16 protein-coding genes and 1 pseudogene are annotated in these 19,893 nt (G+C 46.8%); 10 read left to right on the top strand and 7 right to left on the bottom strand.

The window, feature by feature from the left end:
* Positions 1-31 precede the first annotated feature (31 nt).
* The 4 genes from Q0R17_RS14255 to Q0R17_RS14240 all read left to right on the top strand — a co-directional run bounded on the left by Q0R17_RS14255 (position 32) and on the right by Q0R17_RS14240 (position 6,043).
* The gene (locus Q0R17_RS14255) at positions 32-436 is read left to right on the top strand and encodes an RNA-binding S4 domain-containing protein (RefSeq protein WP_293935958.1); all 405 of its coding nucleotides are present in this window, start codon (positions 32-34) and stop codon (positions 434-436) included.
* A gap of 128 nt (positions 437-564) precedes the next feature.
* The gene (locus Q0R17_RS14250; protein ID WP_293935957.1) at positions 565-1,827 is read left to right on the top strand and encodes a diguanylate cyclase; all 1,263 of its coding nucleotides are present in this window, start codon (positions 565-567) and stop codon (positions 1,825-1,827) included.
* A gap of 167 nt (positions 1,828-1,994) precedes the next feature.
* A complete protein-coding gene (locus tag Q0R17_RS14245; protein WP_293935956.1) occupies positions 1,995-3,803 on the top strand; it encodes a M61 family metallopeptidase in 1,809 nt (602 codons plus the stop codon).
* Between the two features lie 62 nt (positions 3,804-3,865).
* Entirely contained in the window at positions 3,866-6,043 is a 2,178-nt protein-coding gene (locus Q0R17_RS14240) for a bifunctional diguanylate cyclase/phosphodiesterase (RefSeq protein ID WP_293935955.1), read from the top strand.
* Positions 6,044-6,046: 3 nt separating this feature from the next.
* Here the strand turns inward: Q0R17_RS14240 and Q0R17_RS14235 are convergent, their stop codons facing one another.
* Positions 6,047-7,498, bottom strand: coding sequence for a PLP-dependent aminotransferase family protein (locus Q0R17_RS14235; protein WP_293935954.1), 1,452 nt, complete (start codon positions 7,496-7,498; stop codon positions 6,047-6,049).
* Positions 7,499-7,667: 169 nt separating this feature from the next.
* Here Q0R17_RS14235 and Q0R17_RS14230 point away from each other — a divergent pair, with 169 nt between their 5' ends.
* The 3 genes and pseudogenes from Q0R17_RS14230 (at position 7,668) to Q0R17_RS14220 (ending at position 9,708) form a co-directional block, all read left to right on the top strand.
* Positions 7,668-8,111: a rhodanese-like domain-containing protein gene (locus Q0R17_RS14230; RefSeq protein WP_293935953.1), complete on the top strand. Its 444-nt coding sequence runs from the start codon at positions 7,668-7,670 to the stop codon at positions 8,109-8,111.
* Positions 8,112-8,133: 22 nt separating this feature from the next.
* A complete protein-coding gene (locus tag Q0R17_RS14225; RefSeq protein WP_293935952.1) occupies positions 8,134-8,868 on the top strand; it encodes a GNAT family N-acetyltransferase in 735 nt (244 codons plus the stop codon).
* A gap of 135 nt (positions 8,869-9,003) precedes the next feature.
* Positions 9,004-9,708, top strand: a pseudogene (locus tag Q0R17_RS14220) (transposase).
* A gap of 807 nt (positions 9,709-10,515) precedes the next feature.
* Here Q0R17_RS14220 and Q0R17_RS14215 read toward each other — a convergent pair.
* The 4 genes from Q0R17_RS14215 to Q0R17_RS14200 all read right to left on the bottom strand — a co-directional run bounded on the left by Q0R17_RS14215 (position 10,516) and on the right by Q0R17_RS14200 (position 14,044).
* Complete coding sequence (locus Q0R17_RS14215) at positions 10,516-10,899, bottom strand: VOC family protein (protein WP_293935951.1); 384 nt, start codon at positions 10,897-10,899, stop codon at positions 10,516-10,518.
* A 139-nt stretch (positions 10,900-11,038) separates the two neighbouring features.
* A complete protein-coding gene (locus Q0R17_RS14210) occupies positions 11,039-11,377 on the bottom strand; it encodes a hypothetical protein (protein WP_293935950.1) in 339 nt (112 codons plus the stop codon).
* 106 nt (positions 11,378-11,483) lie between these two features.
* Complete coding sequence (locus Q0R17_RS14205) at positions 11,484-12,818, bottom strand: MFS transporter (protein ID WP_293935949.1); 1,335 nt, start codon at positions 12,816-12,818, stop codon at positions 11,484-11,486.
* A gap of 284 nt (positions 12,819-13,102) precedes the next feature.
* Complete coding sequence (locus tag Q0R17_RS14200) at positions 13,103-14,044, bottom strand: 5'-nucleotidase (RefSeq protein ID WP_293935948.1); 942 nt, start codon at positions 14,042-14,044, stop codon at positions 13,103-13,105.
* Between the two features lie 200 nt (positions 14,045-14,244).
* Between Q0R17_RS14200 and rarD the strand changes: the two genes are divergently transcribed.
* Positions 14,245-15,153 (top strand): EamA family transporter RarD, encoded by a 909-nt coding sequence (gene rarD / locus Q0R17_RS14195; protein WP_293935947.1) that lies wholly within the window; start codon positions 14,245-14,247, stop codon positions 15,151-15,153.
* Between the two features lie 281 nt (positions 15,154-15,434).
* Here rarD and mutY read toward each other — a convergent pair whose 3' ends face one another.
* Complete coding sequence (mutY, locus tag Q0R17_RS14190) at positions 15,435-16,466, bottom strand: A/G-specific adenine glycosylase (RefSeq protein ID WP_293935946.1); 1,032 nt, start codon at positions 16,464-16,466, stop codon at positions 15,435-15,437.
* Entirely contained in the window at positions 16,466-18,793 is a 2,328-nt protein-coding gene (locus Q0R17_RS14185; protein WP_293935945.1) for an AsmA family protein, read from the bottom strand. Before Q0R17_RS14185 ends, mutY begins: the two co-directional genes overlap by 1 nt.
* Positions 18,794-19,022: 229 nt before the next feature.
* Between Q0R17_RS14185 and Q0R17_RS14180 the strand changes: the two genes are divergently transcribed.
* Both Q0R17_RS14180 and Q0R17_RS14175 read left to right on the top strand, forming a co-directional pair.
* A complete protein-coding gene (locus Q0R17_RS14180) occupies positions 19,023-19,430 on the top strand; it encodes a thioesterase family protein (protein ID WP_293935944.1) in 408 nt (135 codons plus the stop codon).
* Positions 19,423-19,881: an LEA type 2 family protein gene (locus Q0R17_RS14175; protein WP_293935943.1), complete on the top strand. Its 459-nt coding sequence runs from the start codon at positions 19,423-19,425 to the stop codon at positions 19,879-19,881. Before Q0R17_RS14180 ends, Q0R17_RS14175 begins: the two co-directional genes overlap by 8 nt.
* The last annotated feature ends 12 nt before the right edge of the window (positions 19,882-19,893 follow it).

Genomic DNA, 19,893 nt, shown 5'->3' with positions numbered 1-19,893 from the left:
ATGCGGGGTGTTTTTGTTTCTGGAGCGTAAAATGGACAATGTAAAAGCTGTGCGGATCGATAAATGGCTGTGGGCGGCACGGTTTTTTAAAACACGCTCTTTGGCCAGTGCCGCGATTGATGCGGGGCATGTGCATCTAAATAAAGAGCGAATTAAACCCGCTCGAACGGTAAAATTAGGGGATCTACTGCGTATTCATACTGAGCAAGGAGCATTTGAAGTAACAGTACTTGGTGTTTCTGAGCAGCGAGGCCCTGCAACTGCTGCACGCCTACTTTACGCAGAAAGCTTGGCAAGCCAGCAAAAAAGAGAGCATGAGCGTGAAGCGCGGCAATTAGCTCCTCGGTTCGATCATCCTAGCGGGGAGGGCCGGCCAAGTAAAAAATGGCGGCGACAACTGCATGAGTTTGAGCGTAAAAATAATGGGGAAACCTAATGTTGATGAAACATACATAAACGTGGCTGAGTGTTTTCAGCTATTTTATAAGGAGTAGATAAATTTAGCTGTACTGAATAAAAAATGGCGGTATTTTAAGCTTAATTAAGTATGAAACTGGATTGAAAATGACTGAAAAATCAATAAAGCCTATCGTGTATGTTTCTGCTAGGCAAGCACAAGGAGGTGCTGAATTAGCTAAACAGCTTACATTTTTTGGCTTTGAATGCCATGTTTTTTTAAAGCAAAGTCCATTTTTGGCCGCCATGCATACCACGCCGCCCTTTGCTGTTTTGTTGGGAGAAGCGGGCTTAGAGGATTGCTCGACGGAGCAAATTTTGCCATTTATGGTCAAATTGTCGCGTGGGCCTATTTTATATCTAACCTCTACTTTGAATATCTCTCAACAAATAGAGCTCATGAATAATGGTATTACAGATTTTATTTATTTTCCTTTAGATATTCAAAAACTCATTGATAGGCTAGATGTCTTGCTAGAGCGCTCACGTAATACTCCTTATCGAGTGTTAATTGTTGATGATTCAGAGGCAATGGGGAAATTTAATGCAGATGCGCTTGGCCAAGCGGGCATGCAAGTCCAGCTTTTAAAAAACCCTTTAGAAGTATTTTTATTATTAGAGCGGTTTGTTCCCGATATTGTGTTGATGGATGTGTATATGCCGCAATGCTCGGGCAATGAAATTGCTAAAGTGATTCGCCAATACACTCAATTTGATAGTATTCCGATTGTTTTTTTATCTACAGAAACCAATCGTAATAAACAGCTTATGGCTCGTAGTATGGGAGGGGATGATTTCTGGGTTAAAAGCATGCCTAGAGAAGAGCTAGTTGCCTCGGTTACGATTACCTGTGCTCGCTATCGCTCATTACGGCGGTGGATGACTTGTGATAGCCTAACTGCCTTGCTAAATCATACCAATATTATTGAATTACTTGAGCGTGAAGTTATTCGGGCAAAAAGAGAATCGCTTTCACTCTCTTTTGCTATGATTGATATTGATTATTTCAAAAAAATTAATGATTCTTATGGTCATGGAATTGGCGATCAAGTGATTAAGAGCTTAGCGCGCTTATTGCGTCAATCTATTAATGGTGATGGCTCAGTGGGGCGCTATGGCGGTGAAGAATTTGCCGTTTTTTTTGTTGAAACAAGCTTAATTCGAGCAGCTCAAAAGCTAGATGAGTGGCGTATGCGTTTTGCTGAGTTAACTCAATCATCCGGAGATATTCAATTTAACGTTACATTTAGTGCGGGTGTGGCCGCATTAAAGCCAAATATGGATGCTCAGCAATTGATTGATGCCGCAGATCAGGCGCTTTATCAGGCTAAGGGGGCGGGGCGTAACCAAATTGGCTTGCATAAAAATTAATTTGATTACTAATATTTTAGAAAGTAAAGCTATTTTTTACTAAATAAGGCTATATTTTTAGCCATTTTTACACTGTATTTTAGATAAACACATCTACCTGTAAATGACATTTCTTTCTAAACGCTTAGTAAGCAGACTTTTCTAGATACTTTTTTTAAAGAATAATAATGAACATTCTATATAAAATTGTCCCAGCGTCTTTGCATGCCCATCTTTTTCACGTTTCTATTACAATTAATAAACCAGATAAAAATGGCCAGCGCTTGTGGCTGCCTACGTGGATTCCGGGTAGTTATTTAATTCGTGAATTTTCTCGCAATATTGTTGAGATCCGTGCCGAATCAGCTGGCAAGCCGGTAATGCTAGATAAGTGTGATAAACACACGTGGCAGGCTGCCAGTGTTAAAGGCCCATTAGAAATTCATTACAGTGTTTACGCCTGGGATTTATCGGTACGTGGTGCTTATTTAGATCAAAGCCGTGGTTTTTTTAATGGCACCAGTGTGTTTTTGGCCGTACAAGGCCAAGAAAGCAATCCCTGCTATGTTGAAATAGCGGCACCCGAGGGTAAGGCATATAAGCAGTGGAAAATCGCTACAACTTTAACTAGGGATGACGCTAAAGCAGGTCAATTTGGCCGTTATCAAGCGGCTAATTATGATGAGCTTATTGATCACCCTGTTGAAATGGGGGAATTTAGCCAGATCAGCTTTAAAGCATGTGGCATCCCTCACGATATAGTGATTGCTGGCCGGCATAATACCGATTTAAAACGGCTAAAAAGCGATTTAAAACAAATTTGCGAATATCAAATTCGTTTATTTGGCGAGCCAGCACCATTTGATCGCTACCTGTTTATGACGATGGCGCTTGGCGATGGTTATGGTGGATTGGAGCATCGATCATCCACGGCATTAATGTGTAATCGGGATGATTTACCTTTAGCGCATGAAACACAAATCAAAGCAGGTTATCGCCAATTCTTAGGCCTTTGCAGCCATGAGTATTTTCATAGCTGGAATGTTAAACGAATAAAACCTGCGGCTTATGCCCCTTATGATTTAAGCCAAGAAAATTACACGCGTTTATTGTGGGCATTTGAAGGGATTACCTCGTATTACGATGATTTAACGCTGCTGCGCACGGGCTTAATTAGTCAGCAGGATTACTTAGATTTATTAGCACAAACAATTACGGGAGTAGAGCGGGGTAATGGCCGCACTAAGCAAAGCTTAGAGGATTCTAGTTTAGATACATGGGTCAAGTTTTATCGCCAAGATGAAAATAGCCCAAATAGCTTGGTGAGTTATTACACCAAGGGGGCTTTGGTGGCCCTTTGCCTCGATTTATTGATTCGCCAGCAAAGTGCTGGGCAAAAATCCTTAGACGACGTGATGCGCGCGCTGTGGCTGCGTTACGGTAAAGACTTTGCCGCTACAGGTTTGGGCGTAGCAGAGGCAGATTGGGAGCGTTTAGCCAGCGAGGTTACCGGCCTTGATTTGCAAAGCTTTTTTGATTTGGCGCTGCGCTCCACGCAAGAGCTGCCACTGCAAGCTTTATTGGCCGAGTTTAGTGTGGATTGGCAAATGCGCGCGGCTGTAGGCACAAGTGATAAGGGGGGGTGGCTAGATAAAGCGTTACCACCAAGTAATAGTCTAGGCATACGCAGCAGTAGCGACGGTAGTTTTGTAAAGTTGAGCCATGTTTTAGATGGCGGCGCGGCGCAAGCTGCAGGGTTGTCTGCAGGTGATTTATTGATTGCAATAAATGGCTTACGTGTGACCAGTGGCAATTTAGAGGCGCAGTTGGTTAGTCAGCCGATCAATGGCGAGCTGGATATCTTGGCTTTTCGCCGTGATGAATTAATGCGCTTTAATGTGCGTTTGCAGCATGCTGCGGAGAATACCTGCGGCTTGAAACTAAAGGCAGTGTCTGCCGAGCAAAGTATTACAAGAGATGCATGGCTTCTTGGGTAAAAGAATGGGTTTGCCTTGTATGCGTCTGACTGCTATCAATTTGGGATGACTAGGATTAAAAAATGTCACTCCAGAGGGTCTTTCATTTCTTTCAGCGTCGGTTTAGACGGATTAACACAGCACGAGTAAAAATTTTACTTGTGCTGTTGGCGTTAAATTTGCTGCTGATGCTCGTGTTTACATTCCTGATTCAGTGGGTAATGAGTGCAGAGGTGCGCCGCGATGCTGACAGTCGTTTGGCGGTTGCGGTGCATACCTTCCCGATGCTACTACCGGCTGATTACCTTCCCCGTGCGATGGCGGGAGCGGTTTCCTCTGCCGAATACCTCAGCCTTGCAGCGCGGTTAAATCAGTATTGCCAGATTGCAGGGATTCACTATCTCTATGCTTTTCGCTTAAAGGATGGCCTCGTCAGCTATGTGCTCGATAGTGCGCCTGCTGTAGAGCTTGCTGCAGATCGCTATGGACATTATCAAGGCAAGTATCAAGACGATGATGGCTTAGTGATGGCGGCTTTGCTGGATGGCAAGGCGCGTAAGGGTACGCTGAATGATGCTTATGGTAAGTTTCACTCCTTTTTGCAACCCATTAAACAAGCTGACGGCTCTTACTACTTAGTGGGCGCAGATATTGACGATCAGCTTATTGAGCACTTGATCAATCAGGCTAGGTGGCGGGCGCTGTGGTTGGGGATGCTGCTCTTTGTGGTGTCTTCTGTGGTGTGTATGTTTGTGGCGCATCATTTCTCTGCCCCGTTAACAACTTTCTCTAGGGCCGTGCGCAGAATGGCGGCGGGTGATTTTGGGGTGCGCGTTCAAGCAGGCAGAAGCGATGAGTTAGGTAGCCTAGCCCATGCGTTTAATGCGCTGGGCGATATCGTTTCTTTGCGGGATAAGGAGTTACGTGAGCTTGCGTTTGTTGATTCATTAACTGGTCTTGTTAATAGAGTTGGTTTTTTACATTTTATTGCTGAGCATTTACATCCTGAATCTGGAATGAGTGCTTTATTAATCTTAAATATTAATAATTTTCATTATATTAATGAGCACCTAGGCTATCAAGAAGGCGATATGGCTTTACGCTGTATTGCCGATCGTTTAAAAGGTTTTAATCGCCCAGTGGTTAAGGTAGCACGATTGGGTGGTAATATTTTTTCATTAATGCTTGAGCGAATTAATGATGATGATTTAAATAAGGTATTAGCGCAGGTTGATACTTATTTTTCTGAGCCTATGTTTATTGATGGGCAGCGCTTAGATATTAGCGCTACATCTGGGGTGGCTATTTACCCCGCCCATGGTTTAAGCGCAGAAGTTTTATTACGTAATGCAGAGATTGCACTATGTAATGCCAAGTTGGCACGGCGCTCGTTTGCTTTTTACGATGCAGAGCAAGAGGCCTATTCACGCAATCAACTTACTTTAATGGGGGATTTGCGTGAAGCATTGGCAGAAGGACATTTACGCGTGTATTACCAGCCTAAAGTTAAAATGATTGATGGCACTGTGTGTGAGGCAGAGGCTTTGGTGCGCTGGCAACATCCCGTGCGGGGATTCATTTCCCCTGCCGTATTTATTCCTTTTGCCGAGCAAACCGGTAAATTGCGCTTAATTACTGAATGGGTGGTGCATGATGTATTAATGCAGGTGGCACAATGGAGCGAGCAGGGTTTGCTTCTTTGCATTTCAGTCAATGTGGGTGTGAGCGATGTAGAGGATGCCAGTTTCGTTACTTTTTTAGAAAAAGAATTAGCGCTTTGCCAGGTAGATCCAGAGAGTTTGTGCCTTGAAATTACCGAGACCGGCGTAATGAGAAACCCACATGAGGTGCTGCGCAATTTAGAGCATCTACGCAGTATGGGGGTGAAGCTATCGATTGATGATTTTGGTACTGGCTATTCCTCATTTGCCTATTTAGCTAAAATGCCGGTGCATGAATTAAAAATAGACCAGAGTTTTGTGATGTCGATGAATGAGCGCTTTGAGAATGTCTCAATTGTGCGATCAATTATCGAGCTTGGGCATATTCTGGGTTTATCGGTGATTGCCGAAGGGGTAGAAACGGAGGCCGTATGGCAGGCTTTGGCTGTGATGGGCTGCGATGAGGCTCAGGGTTATTTAATTGCCGCGCCCATGCCTGCCCAAGATTTTTTGCTGTGGTGTAACAGTGGTTCTTGTGCCCATTTGCCGATTACGCCTAGCAATATGGGCGAGGGTGGACGGCCGGTACGTAGTTTTTAGGGCTTAGCGCTGCATTGTATAAAAACTATTTATCAAGGTTTGGCTGGCGCTGCGTATTTGGGTGTTGCTCAGCGCTGCATAGCCCAGCAGCCAGCCTTCAATTTTGGGCTTGGCCAGATAAAAAGCCGAAAGCGGCCTTAGGGCTAAGCCTGCTGCACTTCCTGCGCTAGTCCATGCTTGCTCTAAGCCTGCGTTTAGGCATACAGAAAACTGCAATCCAGCCCCCGTGTTGATAGGGGAAAGCACATCGGATAGCGGTTTTAAACTCTCTAATAATAAATCGCGGCGGCTACGGTACAGCGTGCGCATTTGGCGCAGGTGAGCGGCAAAATGGCCTTGAGCGATAAAATCGGCGGTTACCGCCTGCATAAATTGTGGGCTATGCCCATCAAAAGCCGTTCTGGCGGCGATAAAAGCAGGCATCAACTCGCTGGGGAGCACTAGATAAGCCAAACGAAGTGATGGAAAAAGTACTTTACTAAAAGTGCCGACATACAGCGTTCTGCCTGTTTTATCGAGTCCGTGTAACGCAGGAAGTGGGCGCTGATCGTAGTAAAACTCGCTGTCGTAATCATCCTCAATAATCCATGCGCCGTGCTGCTCGGCTTGGGCGAGCAGCGCCATGCGGCGGGCTAAACTCATGGCGACCCCTAGTGGATATTGATGCGATGGCGTGGTGTAGATCAGCTTGGGCGGGCTTAAGTCGGCGGAGGGATTCAATCCTTCAGCGTCAACCGGCACTGGCACAATCTCTGCACCTGCCGCCAACATCGCGTTTCTGGCGCCTAAATACGCAGGCTCTTCTAACCAAACTTTATCTTGTGGATCAATCAAGAGCTGGGCCAGCATTTGCAAGGCTTGCTGCGAGCTATTTAAAATCAAAATCTGCTCAGGATGGCAATCCACCCCGCGCGCTTGCGCCAGATAGCCACTGATCGCGCTGCGTAACTCCAGCAAGCCTTGAGCAGAGCCATAGCCCGCTAGAGCAGCGCCTGATTTCTGCCAGCGCTGTTGCATCAGCTTTTGCCATAGGACGTGGGGAAAGGCGGCCAGATCAGGCTGACCCGCATTAAAAGCCTGTGTGGGTTTGCTATCTTGGCAGCCCCCCGCATCCACAATGCTCTGCCCACGGCGAGAGAGTTGGGCTGGGCGTTGGCTTGGTTGTTTTGATGGCAAAGACTGCGGTGTAAAAGCCACAAAACTCCCCGCGCCAATTCGCCTTTGTAAATAGCCTTCCGCCTCTAGCTGGGCATAAGCCGCCTCAACACTGCTGCGCGATATAGCCAAATCTTTAGCTAAAACTCGGCTGGCAGGCAAGCGGCTACCTAGGGGTAAACGTCCAGCCAGCAAGGCTTTTCTGAGTGTTTGCGTGAGCTGGGCTTGAATACCGATGTTGGTGCTGGCACAAGCAGCAAATAGCGTGGGCCAGAGAGGGGCGGAAAGTGGTTTGCTCATAAGGCTTAAATTGGTAGGAGGCAGCAGGCCAATTTACGCTTAGATTAAGGGGGGTGGCAAGGGTTAGTTCAGATAGGTGTTGTATGGTGGCTTGCACCCTCCCTAAGAAAAAATAGGCTTTAGCCCGCAGCGTTCTCACATCAATGGTTATCAAAACAGGAGCAGCATCATGACCCCATCCATCGTTAAAAGCAGTGGCCTTGCCAGCCCCGCAGAATCCGCCACCTACCTTGCGGAAAAACTCCGCTACCACACTGATGCCGCCGATTTAGCCAGCGATTTATACGCTGCTCACCCCGATATTATTGCGCTGGATACACGCCAAGCGGCGGCTTATCAGGCGGGGCATATTCCTGGCGCGATTTCTTTTCCTCATGCTGAAATGGACGAGGCCAGTGTGGTGCGGCTAGATCGCAGCAAGGTGTATGTTTGCTACTGCGATGGTATTGGCTGCAATGGCTCTACATGGGGAAGCTATAAGCTAGCAAAGCTGGGCTTTACCGTAAAAGAGCTGATCGGTGGCCTCGATTTTTGGCAACGAGATGGCTTGCCACTTGCGCTGGGTAAGGAGGCAGGCAAGCTAGCTGGGCCACAAATCGAATGTGATTGTTAGTATTGTTAGTAAAGGAATGAGTATGAATTACGAATTAAACGATTTTTATCAACCTATCGGTCTGCCATTGCTGGATTGGAAAATCCCTGTTTCTCCACCTAAAACCGTGCTCAGTGGCTGGGGATGCCGGGTGGAACCGCTACAGTTTGAGAAGCATGGAGCAAGCCTGTGGCAAGCATTTAGCCAAGACGATGGCCGGATGTGGACGTATCTGACATCGGGCCCTTTTGATGATTTTCAGGCCTTTGATACGTGGCTACGGCGGGTGGCTGGGCAGGATGATCCACAGTTTTACGCCATTCTTGACGCGGCCAGTGGGGCTGCCTTGGGGCTGGCGTCTTATTTGCGCATTGATCCTGCCGCCGGATCTATCGAAGTGGGTTGGCTACATTTTTCACCGGCCTTGCAAGGCACACGGCTGGCCACGGCGGCGATGCTGCTGATGATCGAAAACGCGTTTGCGCTGGGCTATCGCCGTTATGAATGGAAATGCAATGCGCTCAACACCCCATCCCGCCGCGCCGCCCAGCGCTTGGGCTTTAGCTTTGAAGGCGTGTTTCGCCAAGCCACGGTAAGTAGGGGACGCAATCGAGATACGGTTTGGTTTTCGGTGATTGATAGCGAATGGCCCGTATTGCGGGATGTACTTTATTGCTGGCTGGCCGAGGATAATTTTGATGCTGGCGGCCAGCAGCGAAGGGCTTTGTCTAGCTTAACGAGGCCTTTGTTGAGTCGGCTGGATGAGGGGGAGTTATAAATACGTGGCAAGCGGCGAGTCTATTGGTGTTACTTAAGTTTTCCTGATTATGTCTTTTGCTCAAACCATCTAAAAGGCCTAAGGTGAACGAACGTTCTTTTTTGGGGTGGTCGTCATGGCAATCACCCAATTCAGATGCAAAAGGGGTTGTTGCTAATTGATTTTTTGCAGCAGTACAGCACTCAAGCCTAATGTGAAGCGGCATTGTTCCAAGCGCGATGGCCACAAGGGTTTCGCTGTCCCGTGTGCCAACATGCTTGCAAACATCAAACCACGCTGACTGTGGGAATCATGATGCATCAAACAATGCGCCAACGTGAAAGCAGCCAACCTTTAAGCGGCGATATTCGGGTTGATGACGCCTATCTCGGTGGTGAGTATCCAGGTGGCAAATCTGGGCGGGGCTCAGAGAACAAAACAGCCTTTGTCGCTGCCGTGAAAATGCGTAACGGCTAGCCCAACTGAGTGCGTTTTGATCCTGTTGATGGCTTCTCTTTCGCTGCCTTGATGCCTTGGGAAAGTAGCGTTACGAGCAGGGTCGTGCAGCAGCTCGGCTTTCAACGCCGCGTGGTGATTGCGCCGAAGGGGAAGGCGGGCACCGAAATTGATGCGTTTAAATGGCTCAATGTGTTGATTGGCAATCTGAAAACCACCCTCTCGGGAACGCATCATGCATTCAAATTTTCAAAATATGCGGCTCGTGATTTGGCTGAGGTGCAATACCGTTTCAATCGTCGAGCAGACCTGTGCGCTCTGATTCCTCGATTACTCAAAGCCCTTATGCAGGCTAAACCTTGTCCAAGAGGGGTATTTCAAGCCTCAATTGAGCAAGAGACATAATCAGGAAAAGGTAAGCCGATAATAAATTTGTGATTTATTCAGGTTTCGTCATTCCTGCTCTATTGAGAAGCCAGTCTCTATAATGATTTACCGATAAAAAAATTTTGGTATAGCGATTTAATCAGCACTTCCATAAGAAACCTTGGGCGGGCTATTTATCACATTTAAACGTATCAATATATTTTTTAAAAAAATAAAAAACAAGAAATACATTAATTGCTATCGATAATAACGTGAAGAAAATAATTTCAAAATCTTTTAATAATTGTTTATTCGGGCTGCAAAAAAAACATCTAACATGTATTTCCATGTAAAAATAGGTATATATAATCCATACGGACATTAGTAAAATAAATAAACTAAATAATCCATTGCAGATTAATCTTTTTCGCCGTCTTTCTATAATTGTTAGTTTATTTACCGGCTTTCTGTTTTTGTTTTTTTTCACAAAGACCCTGTATCAATGCTGGTTAGTGTTTTCATAACATCTTTATATTTTATGACCTGATTATCCCTCTCGTTCAATCCTTTCAACGAAACGGAAGTGGGTATGAAGTTTTTGCATAAAATCACATCAAATAATCGTGCTTCTCACTTTTTTTCCACGCGTATCAAAATAATTATACCCCTCGTTGAGAAAGAGACATAATCAGGAGATCTTTTGCATAAAGTAAAATGTTTCTAGCTCGAGGTTCAAGCCAAATATCTGCACCAGGTAAAATAAGCAGGCCATTGGTTTGAAAGTTAGCAGCTCATGACTGAATGACGGCTTACCTTTGTGGCTGGCCGCCATTTAGGAGGCAATGATTATTGATTGCACACGATGGCTATTTTATTGCCCGTTGGATCTCTCATATAAGCGGCGTACCAATGTGGCCCATAGTGAGGGCGAAGGCAGGGGGCGCCGTCATCACTTCCGCCATTGGCCATCGCCGCAGCATAGAAGGCATCGACCTCTGCATGGGTGCTTGCGCTAAAGCCCACCATGGTTCCATTGCCCGCTGTGGCGGCTTGCTGGTTAAAAGGCTGAGCAATCCAGAGGGTGAAATTTTCGCCTTTTCCCTGCTCGGAATAAGCACGCCAGCCAGGAAAATCGAGGTGTGATTTCCAGTCAATCGTGGCCAGCACCGCATCGTAAAATATATTGGATTTTTCTGAATCGTTACTACCTAGAGTGATATACGTATTCATGATGGCTCCTGAGTTTTTTGCGATAGAGTTTACTTGGGCATGGTAAATGACTTTAGGAAAATAATATAGAACGATCGTTCTTTTGTGGTGTTTTAACCGCAGCTAGGCACGGCACTGAAAGCTAGATTGGGCTGGTTTATTATTTTAACCACAGCCAGCCGCCACCAATGACCACAAGCAGGATAATCAATTTCCACCATGATGGAAATCCATTGTCGCCAATCGTTTCAAACTCTAATAAGGCAGTCAAAGCATTGCCAATCATTGTTGCGATATGCTGGCCGATGAGTAAACCAATCAGCGCAAAAATGCAGGCACTTGTGCCAATCCACTTTGCAATAGAAACATGCACTTGGCCTGGGCCTAAAGTTTGTGAGTACACACCTAATAACCAAGCCATAATAAAGCCAATGACCGCACCAAATATGGCGCCAATAAATGCTGAGGCGAGTCTTTCACTTAGGCTTATGTTTTTCATGGTTTGAACTAAATCCAAGGTTTAATAAAGTACGTAGATATAAGGCTGGGCTGCACGCTCAGCTGATTGGTTCCTTACAAAATATAACTTACGGCCCTAGGTGATTTCATCTTGCTCTGCTACTAGCTTCTGCATAGTGAGTTTTAAATCCTGAAGGGTATTCTTTTCGATACCAATCGTTGACTTGCTCGTGATCTAGGCTAAAAAATTCTTTTGATCGAGGGATCAATATAAAGCCTGCGGCACAGAGGGCTGCAATAAGGCTAAATGCCATATAAACGGTTGGGAGTGGCCAATGTAATAAAGCAATCCCTGCTAGGGCAGGGCCAATTGTACTGGCTATTTGTGTGCTCATTTTATTGACTGAGCTGATTCTTATTCTAAATTCTTTGGGTATGGCTAATGCGCGATGCGTGGAGCCCACCAGCACCATTAATGTATTAGCAAGCCCTGCGCACATAAACGCCATAATAAGTAAATAAGGCTGATTGCACAGAGCAACACATGCAAGAATAAGGCCTTCTGAAATAGCTGCGAATATCCGAACGCGATAGCGGCCAAATCGATTGATTAGGAAGGTAGCTAAATTGAAGCTGCCAAGCAGCATACCGATGGAGATACTTGCTTCACATGCACCAAGCCATGCAGCAGATAATCCAAGGGAATGCACTTTAAGCGGCACAAATAAATTAAATGCAGGACCAATAAATATCCAAACTAGGAAATTAACGAGTGTCCAGCCTCGCTCTAATGGCACGGCCCATTTGGCTTTTATTCCGCCTTGCAATTCAATCCACCATAATTCAATTCCTTTTTTATTAGTGGCTACCCTCGTCTTTATCGTTGACGGTATATTGCAAGCACTTAATATTGCAATTATCACCAAGCCTAAATAAGCCCAAAGCGTGGCCGTGATGCCTGCCGTTGCAAGTAGGCCACCGCCCACAATAGGCCCTAAGAAGCGGCCTGTTGAGGAAGCTCGTTTACGCAGCTGTAATGCATGGGCTAATTGCGCAGTGGGTATGAGTTCAGGTGTGATGGTTGTTGCAGCGCTATCGATAAAAGCATTGGCCACAACGGCAACTAGCCCTGCGGTGATAATGAGCCAAAAATTATATCGATCAAAAGTTGCAATTAGGCAAAATAATAGCGCAGAGAATGCCAGTGCTATAGTGCCTTGCACTAATTGCTTTTGCTTTGCATAGCGCTCGCAAATGGGGGCCATTAAAGGCTGGAAAAAGAAGATAGCCATTGCCGTGATGCCACCATAGATGGCTAAATCTTGCGCAGTGCCTTTTTGAATAATCCACCATGGAATAGTGATATAAGAAATCATCAAGGCTAAGGTCATTAGCACATCAAAGACCAGAACACCGCGCAATGCCGCATCCACACGGATTAAAAAATGCCCTATTTTTAGCTGATTATGTTGCGTGCTCATTTTTTTCATTTTGCTGAGGTAATCAATATTAAGGAAACGCTGATTTATTCAATTCTTTTATTGCCGCGCTCGAGCTTGCCCTTGAATGCTTGAAGGCCGTATGGCGTAATGAATTTGTAGGGCGCTAATAAGGCTGGGCGTTTTCCAGACGTATTACGCCCATGGTATTAGACAAATCGGTTTAATGCGTCTTGGCTGGAGCTTATTGACACCCTACAAAATATACGCCTTACAGCCTTAAATCTAAGGTTTAATAAAGTAAGCGGCGTATGATTTAGCCCGCCTTAGGGCGTTAAGTTTTTGATGCCAAAAGGAATATGCACCGATGGGGCTACGGTTGCCGCGCCTGCGAGATGCCCCGATTGGTCGTCGAAAAATAGATGTGGCTTCATCACGGCCAGCACTTTCATTTTGTCGATGCCACCGAGGAAAAAAGCATCGTTGGGCATCACGCCCCAGCTTTTTAGGGTGTTCAATGCACGCTCATGTGATGGGGCATTTCTGGCGGTGACAAGCGAAACTCTGAGCCTGTTTTTATAGGAAGGATCAGCTTTACGTTTGGCCTCTTCACAGGACTGAATGCTGGCAACCCGCATGAAAAACTCTTTCAATGGGCCGGGGCCAAGTGGTTGATTATTCTTTTTAACTTCATTGGCATGAAACATTTTCAGATCATTGGTGCTGTGCATGACGGATTCTGATTCGTCGTCAGCCAGTACGCCGTCAAAGTCGAATGCAATGCGTAGGCCAGAGTCATTTGGATCATCTACGATGGCAGAATCTAGCACTCTGCCCGCTGGCAAACCTGCGGCAATGGCCGCGCGTACGTCGTCGGCATTGGCAGATAAAAATAGCGAGATATTCAAAGCAGGGATGTATTCGTGCGGAGCCTTCCCTTGCATAAAGATGGCTCTGGTGATGCCTAGCCCATGGTGGGCGATCGATTTCATCACCCGCATGCCGGTGTCGGGGTCATTTCTGGAAAGTAGAATCACTTCAACCAGCGGGTCGTTGATGGGATCTTCACCTAGATCATTTAGGCTGAGTAGGCGGCGGATAAACGAAAAGGCAATTCCCTTATCCAGCGGATCATTCAAGTGTTCTTCTTGGTACTTTCGATACTGCGCCTCGCCATCACGACGAAATACCTCGTCAGATTCATGAAGATCAAACACGGCGCTGGATGCAACGCCGACAACCAAGCGGTTTTCTAAATTGTAAGGCATATTATGATGGTCTCTAGGGAAGGCCGCAATTTTCGCTTACTTAAATCTTATCATATATAAAGAAATTGCATCGGAATCGCCAATATTCCAAATCCCACCCACCCCCTACAGTTTGTAGCGAGATATTGCTTGAGCCTGCTGTACCCTATCCTTTAAAGTGGTTCTTTGCTGCTTTTCTGGCTACTTTCTTTGGTTTTTTTATGTCTACACCGAATACTTCACGCGGGGTTTTGTTTACTGTGCTGGCCTTTATTATTTGGGGCCTGTTTCCGCTTTATTGGAAGGCTTTGCATGGGATTGATGCGCTGCAGATTATTTCGCATCGGATTGTTTGGTCTGGTGTGTTTGTGGCGGTGATTTTATTACTGCAAAAAAACTGGGCTTGGCTGATTCCTGCGGTAAAAAATCCTCGGGTGCTGGGGGTGTTTGCACTTTCTTCCTTGCTGCTATCACTAAACTGGCTGCTGTATATCTGGGCGGTAAATGAAAACCGCGTGGTGGATGCCAGCCTAGGATATTTTATTAATCCGCTGATTAATGTGCTGTTGGGGCGCTTGTTTTTGGGCGAGCAGCTTAGCCGCTCGCAAAGCTTTGCTGTTGGGCTAGCCGCCTTAGGTGTGCTGTGGATTACCATTGCTGCAGGTACTTTGCCGTGGATTGCGCTCTGTTTGGGCTTGAGTTTTGGCGTGTATGGGCTGCTGCGTAAAAGAGCCAGTCTGCCTTCTTTGGAGGGTCTCGCCTTAGAGACGTTCTTAATGGCCCCATTTGCACTATCAGCCTTGCTTTGGTTTCAGTTTCAAGGGCAGGGCGCCTTAGGGCATATCAGCTGGAGCACTGATGCTTTATTGATGGGCGCAGGCGTGGTGACGGCTTTGCCGCTGTTGATGTTTGCTTCTGGGGCCAGAACGCTGAAGCTGGCGACGGTGGGTGTCATCCAGTATATCGGCCCAAGCTTGCAATTATTGCTGGGGGTGTGGCTGTATCAAGAGCCGTTTGGCACGGATCGCATGATTGGTTTTGCTTTGATTTGGGCTGCGCTGTTTATTTATTCTGCTGCGGGTTTGATGAGCTATTGGAAGGCTAGCCGCTTGGCAGATCAAGCGGTGTGATGCTGTATTATTATTTGGGCGAGTGAAGCCTGCCAAATTTAGGTCTTAAATATGCATAAACGGTGGGTTGCACCCCATGTGTGCCAATTAAAGTTACATAGAGCCTTAAGTGCAGAAAATAGCGCTAAACCTTGAACCACAGAGAAAGGCTTAAAACAGAGCTTTACTTCCTCTATGAAACTCTGTGAGTCTCTCTGTTCTCTGTGGTTTAAGATTTAACCAACTGATTCATATTATTATTTTTAGCGTACACGGGCTTGTACCCACCCTACGATGCTTGCCTATCTCCCTTTCATTACTAGCTTTCTTACTGGCGAAGGCAGACCAAGTTCTAGGGCTTCTGCTTGGCTGAACCAGCCAAGGTGGTCTTCGTGGGTGAGGGCGGTTTGGCCGATCACGCTACCAGGCAGTGGGGTGATGGTGAGGCGAAAATGAGTAAAAACGTGCACAAAGTCTTCTGCGGCGCTGTCGAAATCAACATCTAGCCCAAAGCGTTGGCTACAGGCTGTGCTTGCCTCTAGCGTGGAGGTGGTTTCTGGCAGGCTCCATAAGCCGCCCCAGATGCCTGTGGGCGGGCGGCGCTCTAGCAAAAGCTTGCCATCCCTTGTAATCATCATCAGTACGGTTTGCCGCTCTGGCGAAACTTTTTTTGGTTTGGGCGTTGGCAGCTCGGCTTGGCGGCCTTGCTGGCGGGCGATGCAATCATCAAACACGGGGCAGGTGATACAGGCTGGTTTTTTAGGCGTGCAGATGGTTGCGCCCATATCCATCAGGCTTTGCGTATAGCGCTCTATGCCTTGCTCTGGCAGCAGCGTTGCCGCCAGTTGCCACAATTCTCTTTCAACTATTTTAGTGCCCGGATAGCCGCTGATACCTGCCCAGCGGGCCAGCACGCGTTTTACATTGCCATCCAGAATAGCCGCGTGCGCGCCAAAGCTAAACGCGGCAATGGCGGCGGCGGTGGATGGGCCAACGCCAGGTAGCTCGGCTAGAAGCTCGGGCGTGCGCGGAAATGCTCCGCCAAAGCGCTCCATCACCATTTTCGCGGCTTTGTGTAGATTGCGTGCGCGGCTGTAGTAGCCAAGCCCACTCCATCTGGCTAAAACATCATCACCACTGGCGCTGGCAAGGCTTGCCACGTCAGGAAAGCGCTCTAAAAACTGCTGGTAATAGGGAATAACCGTGATCACCTGCGTTTGCTGCAGCATGATTTCAGATAGCCATACCTTGTAAGGATCGCTGACTTGCCAAGGTAGATTGTGGCGGCCGTGTACGGCCTGCCAAGCGATTAAACGCTGGGAAAAATCGCTCATTAATGGGTTTTCTTAGTGGGTTTGGCTAGTTTCTTTGCGGCGGCGGCTTTGGCGGCGATATCGGCTGCTTTTTTATCAGCAACAGCCTGTGCTGCAAGCTGTTTCTTTTGTTTGGCTGCGGCTTCTGCTGCGCTTTTTTGCTGTTCTGCAGCGGCTTTTTGTTTGATTAAAATTTGCTCTTTTAGGCTGGCGTAGTCGACATGGTATTCAGGGGCATTGAGTGCTCCGGATAATTGGATCGGCAGTTTTAAACCCGCTAAGCCTTTAAGCTCTGGCACTTTAGGGTTGGCGCTGGCGTACATATTGTAATCAATGGCATTACTGTTAATGTCTAAAGTGCCGCCACCATTTAGTTTTAGAATGCCTGCTGTAAGGTCTAGGTCGCTATTGCTGGCAATGCCGTGCTTTAACGTAAGGGTGGAGCGTAGCTCACTAAAACTGGTTTTTGCGTTTAAGTTAGCGGGTGGGCTGGGCTCGCCATTCATTAGGCTGATTTGGCGGCTGGTGGTGCGTAGCAAGGCTTCAAGATCAATGCCGCGTATGGCGCCTTGGTTGAGCAGTAAGCGCACATTGCCCCCTGCGGTGCGGCGTAAATCACTGAGCTGATTACCGACGGCTGAAACATCTAGATCAACGTGGCCACGGCCTTCAAAGCGGCTGGTATCAAATACATCGGCCAGCAGCGCGTTGATATTCATATTGGCAAGCTTTTGCTGCACACGGAAAGAAGTGTTTTTCTTATTGGCATCCACTTCTAAGCTGCCACTTAGCTGGCCTTCATAAAGCGTAGCTGCGAGTGGGTCTAGATTTAATTTACGGTTTTTGGCCGCAAATTGCAGTGAGATATCATTGATATGCAGTTTTTGTAACGCCAGCTCGCCAATTTTTAGCTTGCCGCTGGCATCTAAATTATTCAGCCACCAAAAGTCAAAAGGCTTATCTGGGTTAACTGTTTTTGCCCCAGCGGCCACTACGGGCAAATAGGGTGATAAATCGAGTTTGTGTAAATCCACATCAACGGTGTAGTGGGGGTGAACAAAGTCGCTCACATCGACCGTGGCTTTAATGGGGGATTTATCTAGCTGGCCTTGGCTGGAGAGGCTAAGTGTTTCTGCCTGCAAATTAAGCGTGCCTACGCCTTTTAGATCTAGGCCAATTGCACCACGTGGTAGGTTACGGTTGGTGTAGCTACCGCTTAAGCTATAGGCGGGCAATCTAGCAATGCTGCCTTTCAGTAGCTCTAGCGGGCTGGCAAAAGATAGCGCTAGGTTTTGTTCTGGGCTATTGAGTTTGACTTCAAAGCGGGCTAAATCGGTGCGCAGTAAGCCTTGCTGCATACCCGATAAAGTGGGGATGGTGGCTTTAGCGCTAAGCTGGCCGCTTGGGCTTTGCATATCCACATTCAGCTTAAGGCGGTTTAGGCTAATCGCTTCTTTAGAGAATAGAATCTCTGGCACATCCAGCTCACCCTTCCAGTGCTGGCCTGCACGTTGGCCAGAGGCGGTGAGCTTTAGCTCCCCGCCATTAAAGCGCAAAGGTTGCCAGCCGTAGACTAGATTACCTACGGTACTTACTTTTACATCTTGCAAGCGCAGCTCAGGCGAGCTGCCGCCTTTTTGCTCTAGCTCTAGCAGTAAATCAGCCACCAGTAAGCGATGATCGGCCTCGTGATAGCGCATGGCTGCCGTGGCGTTTAAAGCGCCTTGCCATTGCACCGGTCTATCTCCATCGCCAATTAGCAGTATGCCATCCATATCCAAACGTCCTGCCTTGGGGTCGGATAGATTTTTCATAGCGAGGTTAAGGCGGGAGAGGCGAATACTTTCACCCAAAAATTCGTCAGAAAGCTTAAATGCCGCCTCGTTAAAATGCACGGTATCGAGCGAGAAACTCAGCTCTTTGGTTTGCGATTTTGGAGTGAGCAGGTCTTCAAAGTTATAAGTGCCGTCTTCGCGGCGAGTTACATTCAGCTCAGGCTTTTCAAAATCTAGCGCTTTAATTTTCCCTTTACCAAACAGTAATGGCCACAGGCTCAGCTCAACGCGCACACGATCCGCGTGAGCGAAAATATCTTTTTGGCTTGGCTCGGTAAGGGTGACATCATCTAGTAGCAGTGCCGGTTGCGGCAGCAAGACAAAACGCGCATCACCCCGTATGGTGAGTTGGCGTTGAGTGTCTTTTTCCAGCATGCTGGAAAGCTCACTTTTGATCAGATCAAAAGAAATAAAATAGGGTAGCGTGCCAAGCAGCGTCACAAGCATGACGAGCAAAAGCAGGCAAATTCGGAAAGGGCGAGAGTGTCGCCAATCTATGTGAGGACGGTGCATAGCGGGATTATCCCGAAGACTTGGATTAATTTCAAAGTTAAGATTGATCTTATTACATTAAAAAGCACGGCAGAAAGCAGATTAAGGCGGCATTTTTGCTCTAGATCTTGTCGCTTATTGGCTTTAAAGCGGCATTTATGACGTTAAATCAGGGGCTTTGCTTTGTGGTGATCTTGCCTATGTATTTAGGCTTTGAATTGATAATAATTTTCACACTAGGGAAAAATATATGGCTCAGACTACAGAAATTAAGGTTCGCGGTTATCATTTAGATTTATATGGCCATGTGAATAACGCTCGTTATTTAGAGTTTTTGGAAGAAGCGCGTTGGGCATTGGTGGATGAAAGCGGTGGTTTAGAATGGTTTACCAATGAGCGTTTAGCCTTAGTCATTAGCCGCGTTGATATCCGCTATAAACGCCCCGCCACAATGGGCGATGTGCTAAAAATTGAAACCCGCTTAACGTATATTGGTGAGAAAGAAGGCATTATTAATCAGCGTATCTTGCGCTTAGATAACGATAAATTAGTGGCTGAAGCGGATGTTACTTTTGCGGTGATAAGCGCTAAAACCCCTGGCGCTTTGCCACTAGATGGCGAATTGGCGGAGCGTTTACAAGGGATGATGCATGTTTGAAAAATGCATAAGCCGGATTGCCTGTTTGGGACTATTACTTGGATTGGCCGCTTGCGGTAGCTTGCCTACAGATTTAGAAAAGCCAACGGTGAGTTTGGCTGGAATCAGCGTGGCAGAAATAGGCCTGCTTGAGCAGCAATTTATTCTTAATTTACGGGTCAATAATCCTAATAATATTGATATTCCATTAAATGGGTTAAATATCAATTTGGAGGTGAATGATAAGCCGTTTGCGAATGGGGTTTCTAATGAGGCAACCACGTTGCCGCGCTTGGGATCGGCCGTGATAAAACTACGTGTGAGTACCTCTTTAACGACTTTTATCCAACAATTTAATGCTCTGCAAGCAAGTGGCAAGCCAATCGCCTATCGTATTAAAGGTAAACTGTTCCTACCTTTACGCCCAGATGGCGTAAGCTTTGAACGGCAAGGGGAAGTGACGTTACCCTAAACCCTGATTAAA

Source organism: Iodobacter sp. (assembly GCF_025352645.1).
Classification (GTDB): Bacteria; Pseudomonadota; Gammaproteobacteria; order Burkholderiales; family Chitinibacteraceae; genus Iodobacter.
Note: the sequence above shows the minus strand (reverse complement) of the source record. Positions and strands in the feature narration are given on the sequence as shown.

Bases quoted from the DNA above. Each gene is read 5' to 3' on its own strand.
- Q0R17_RS14240 (WP_293935955.1), top strand. From the start codon at position 3,866: ATGTCACTCCAGAGGGTCTTTCATTTCTTTCAGCGTCGGTTTAGACGG.
- rarD (WP_293935947.1), top strand. From the start codon at position 14,245: ATGTCTACACCGAATACTTCACGCGGGGTTTTGTTTACTGTGCTGGCC.
- Q0R17_RS14225 (WP_293935952.1), top strand. From the start codon at position 8,134: ATGAATTACGAATTAAACGATTTTTATCAACCTATCGGTCTGCCATTG.
- Q0R17_RS14215 (WP_293935951.1), bottom strand. From the start codon at position 10,899: ATGAATACGTATATCACTCTAGGTAGTAACGATTCAGAAAAATCCAAT.
- Q0R17_RS14185 (WP_293935945.1), bottom strand. From the start codon at position 18,793: ATGCACCGTCCTCACATAGATTGGCGACACTCTCGCCCTTTCCGAATT.
- Q0R17_RS14210 (WP_293935950.1), bottom strand. From the start codon at position 11,377: ATGAAAAACATAAGCCTAAGTGAAAGACTCGCCTCAGCATTTATTGGC.
- Q0R17_RS14180 (WP_293935944.1), top strand. From the start codon at position 19,023: ATGGCTCAGACTACAGAAATTAAGGTTCGCGGTTATCATTTAGATTTA.
- Q0R17_RS14245 (WP_293935956.1), top strand. From the start codon at position 1,995: ATGAACATTCTATATAAAATTGTCCCAGCGTCTTTGCATGCCCATCTT.
- Q0R17_RS14175 (WP_293935943.1), top strand. From the start codon at position 19,423: ATGTTTGAAAAATGCATAAGCCGGATTGCCTGTTTGGGACTATTACTT.
- Q0R17_RS14255 (WP_293935958.1), top strand. From the start codon at position 32: ATGGACAATGTAAAAGCTGTGCGGATCGATAAATGGCTGTGGGCGGCA.
- Q0R17_RS14205 (WP_293935949.1), bottom strand. From the start codon at position 12,818: ATGAGCACGCAACATAATCAGCTAAAAATAGGGCATTTTTTAATCCGT.
- Q0R17_RS14200 (WP_293935948.1), bottom strand. From the start codon at position 14,044: ATGCCTTACAATTTAGAAAACCGCTTGGTTGTCGGCGTTGCATCCAGC.
- Q0R17_RS14230 (WP_293935953.1), top strand. From the start codon at position 7,668: ATGACCCCATCCATCGTTAAAAGCAGTGGCCTTGCCAGCCCCGCAGAA.
- Q0R17_RS14250 (WP_293935957.1), top strand. From the start codon at position 565: ATGACTGAAAAATCAATAAAGCCTATCGTGTATGTTTCTGCTAGGCAA.
- Q0R17_RS14235 (WP_293935954.1), bottom strand. From the start codon at position 7,498: ATGAGCAAACCACTTTCCGCCCCTCTCTGGCCCACGCTATTTGCTGCT.
- mutY (WP_293935946.1), bottom strand. From the start codon at position 16,466: ATGAGCGATTTTTCCCAGCGTTTAATCGCTTGGCAGGCCGTACACGGC.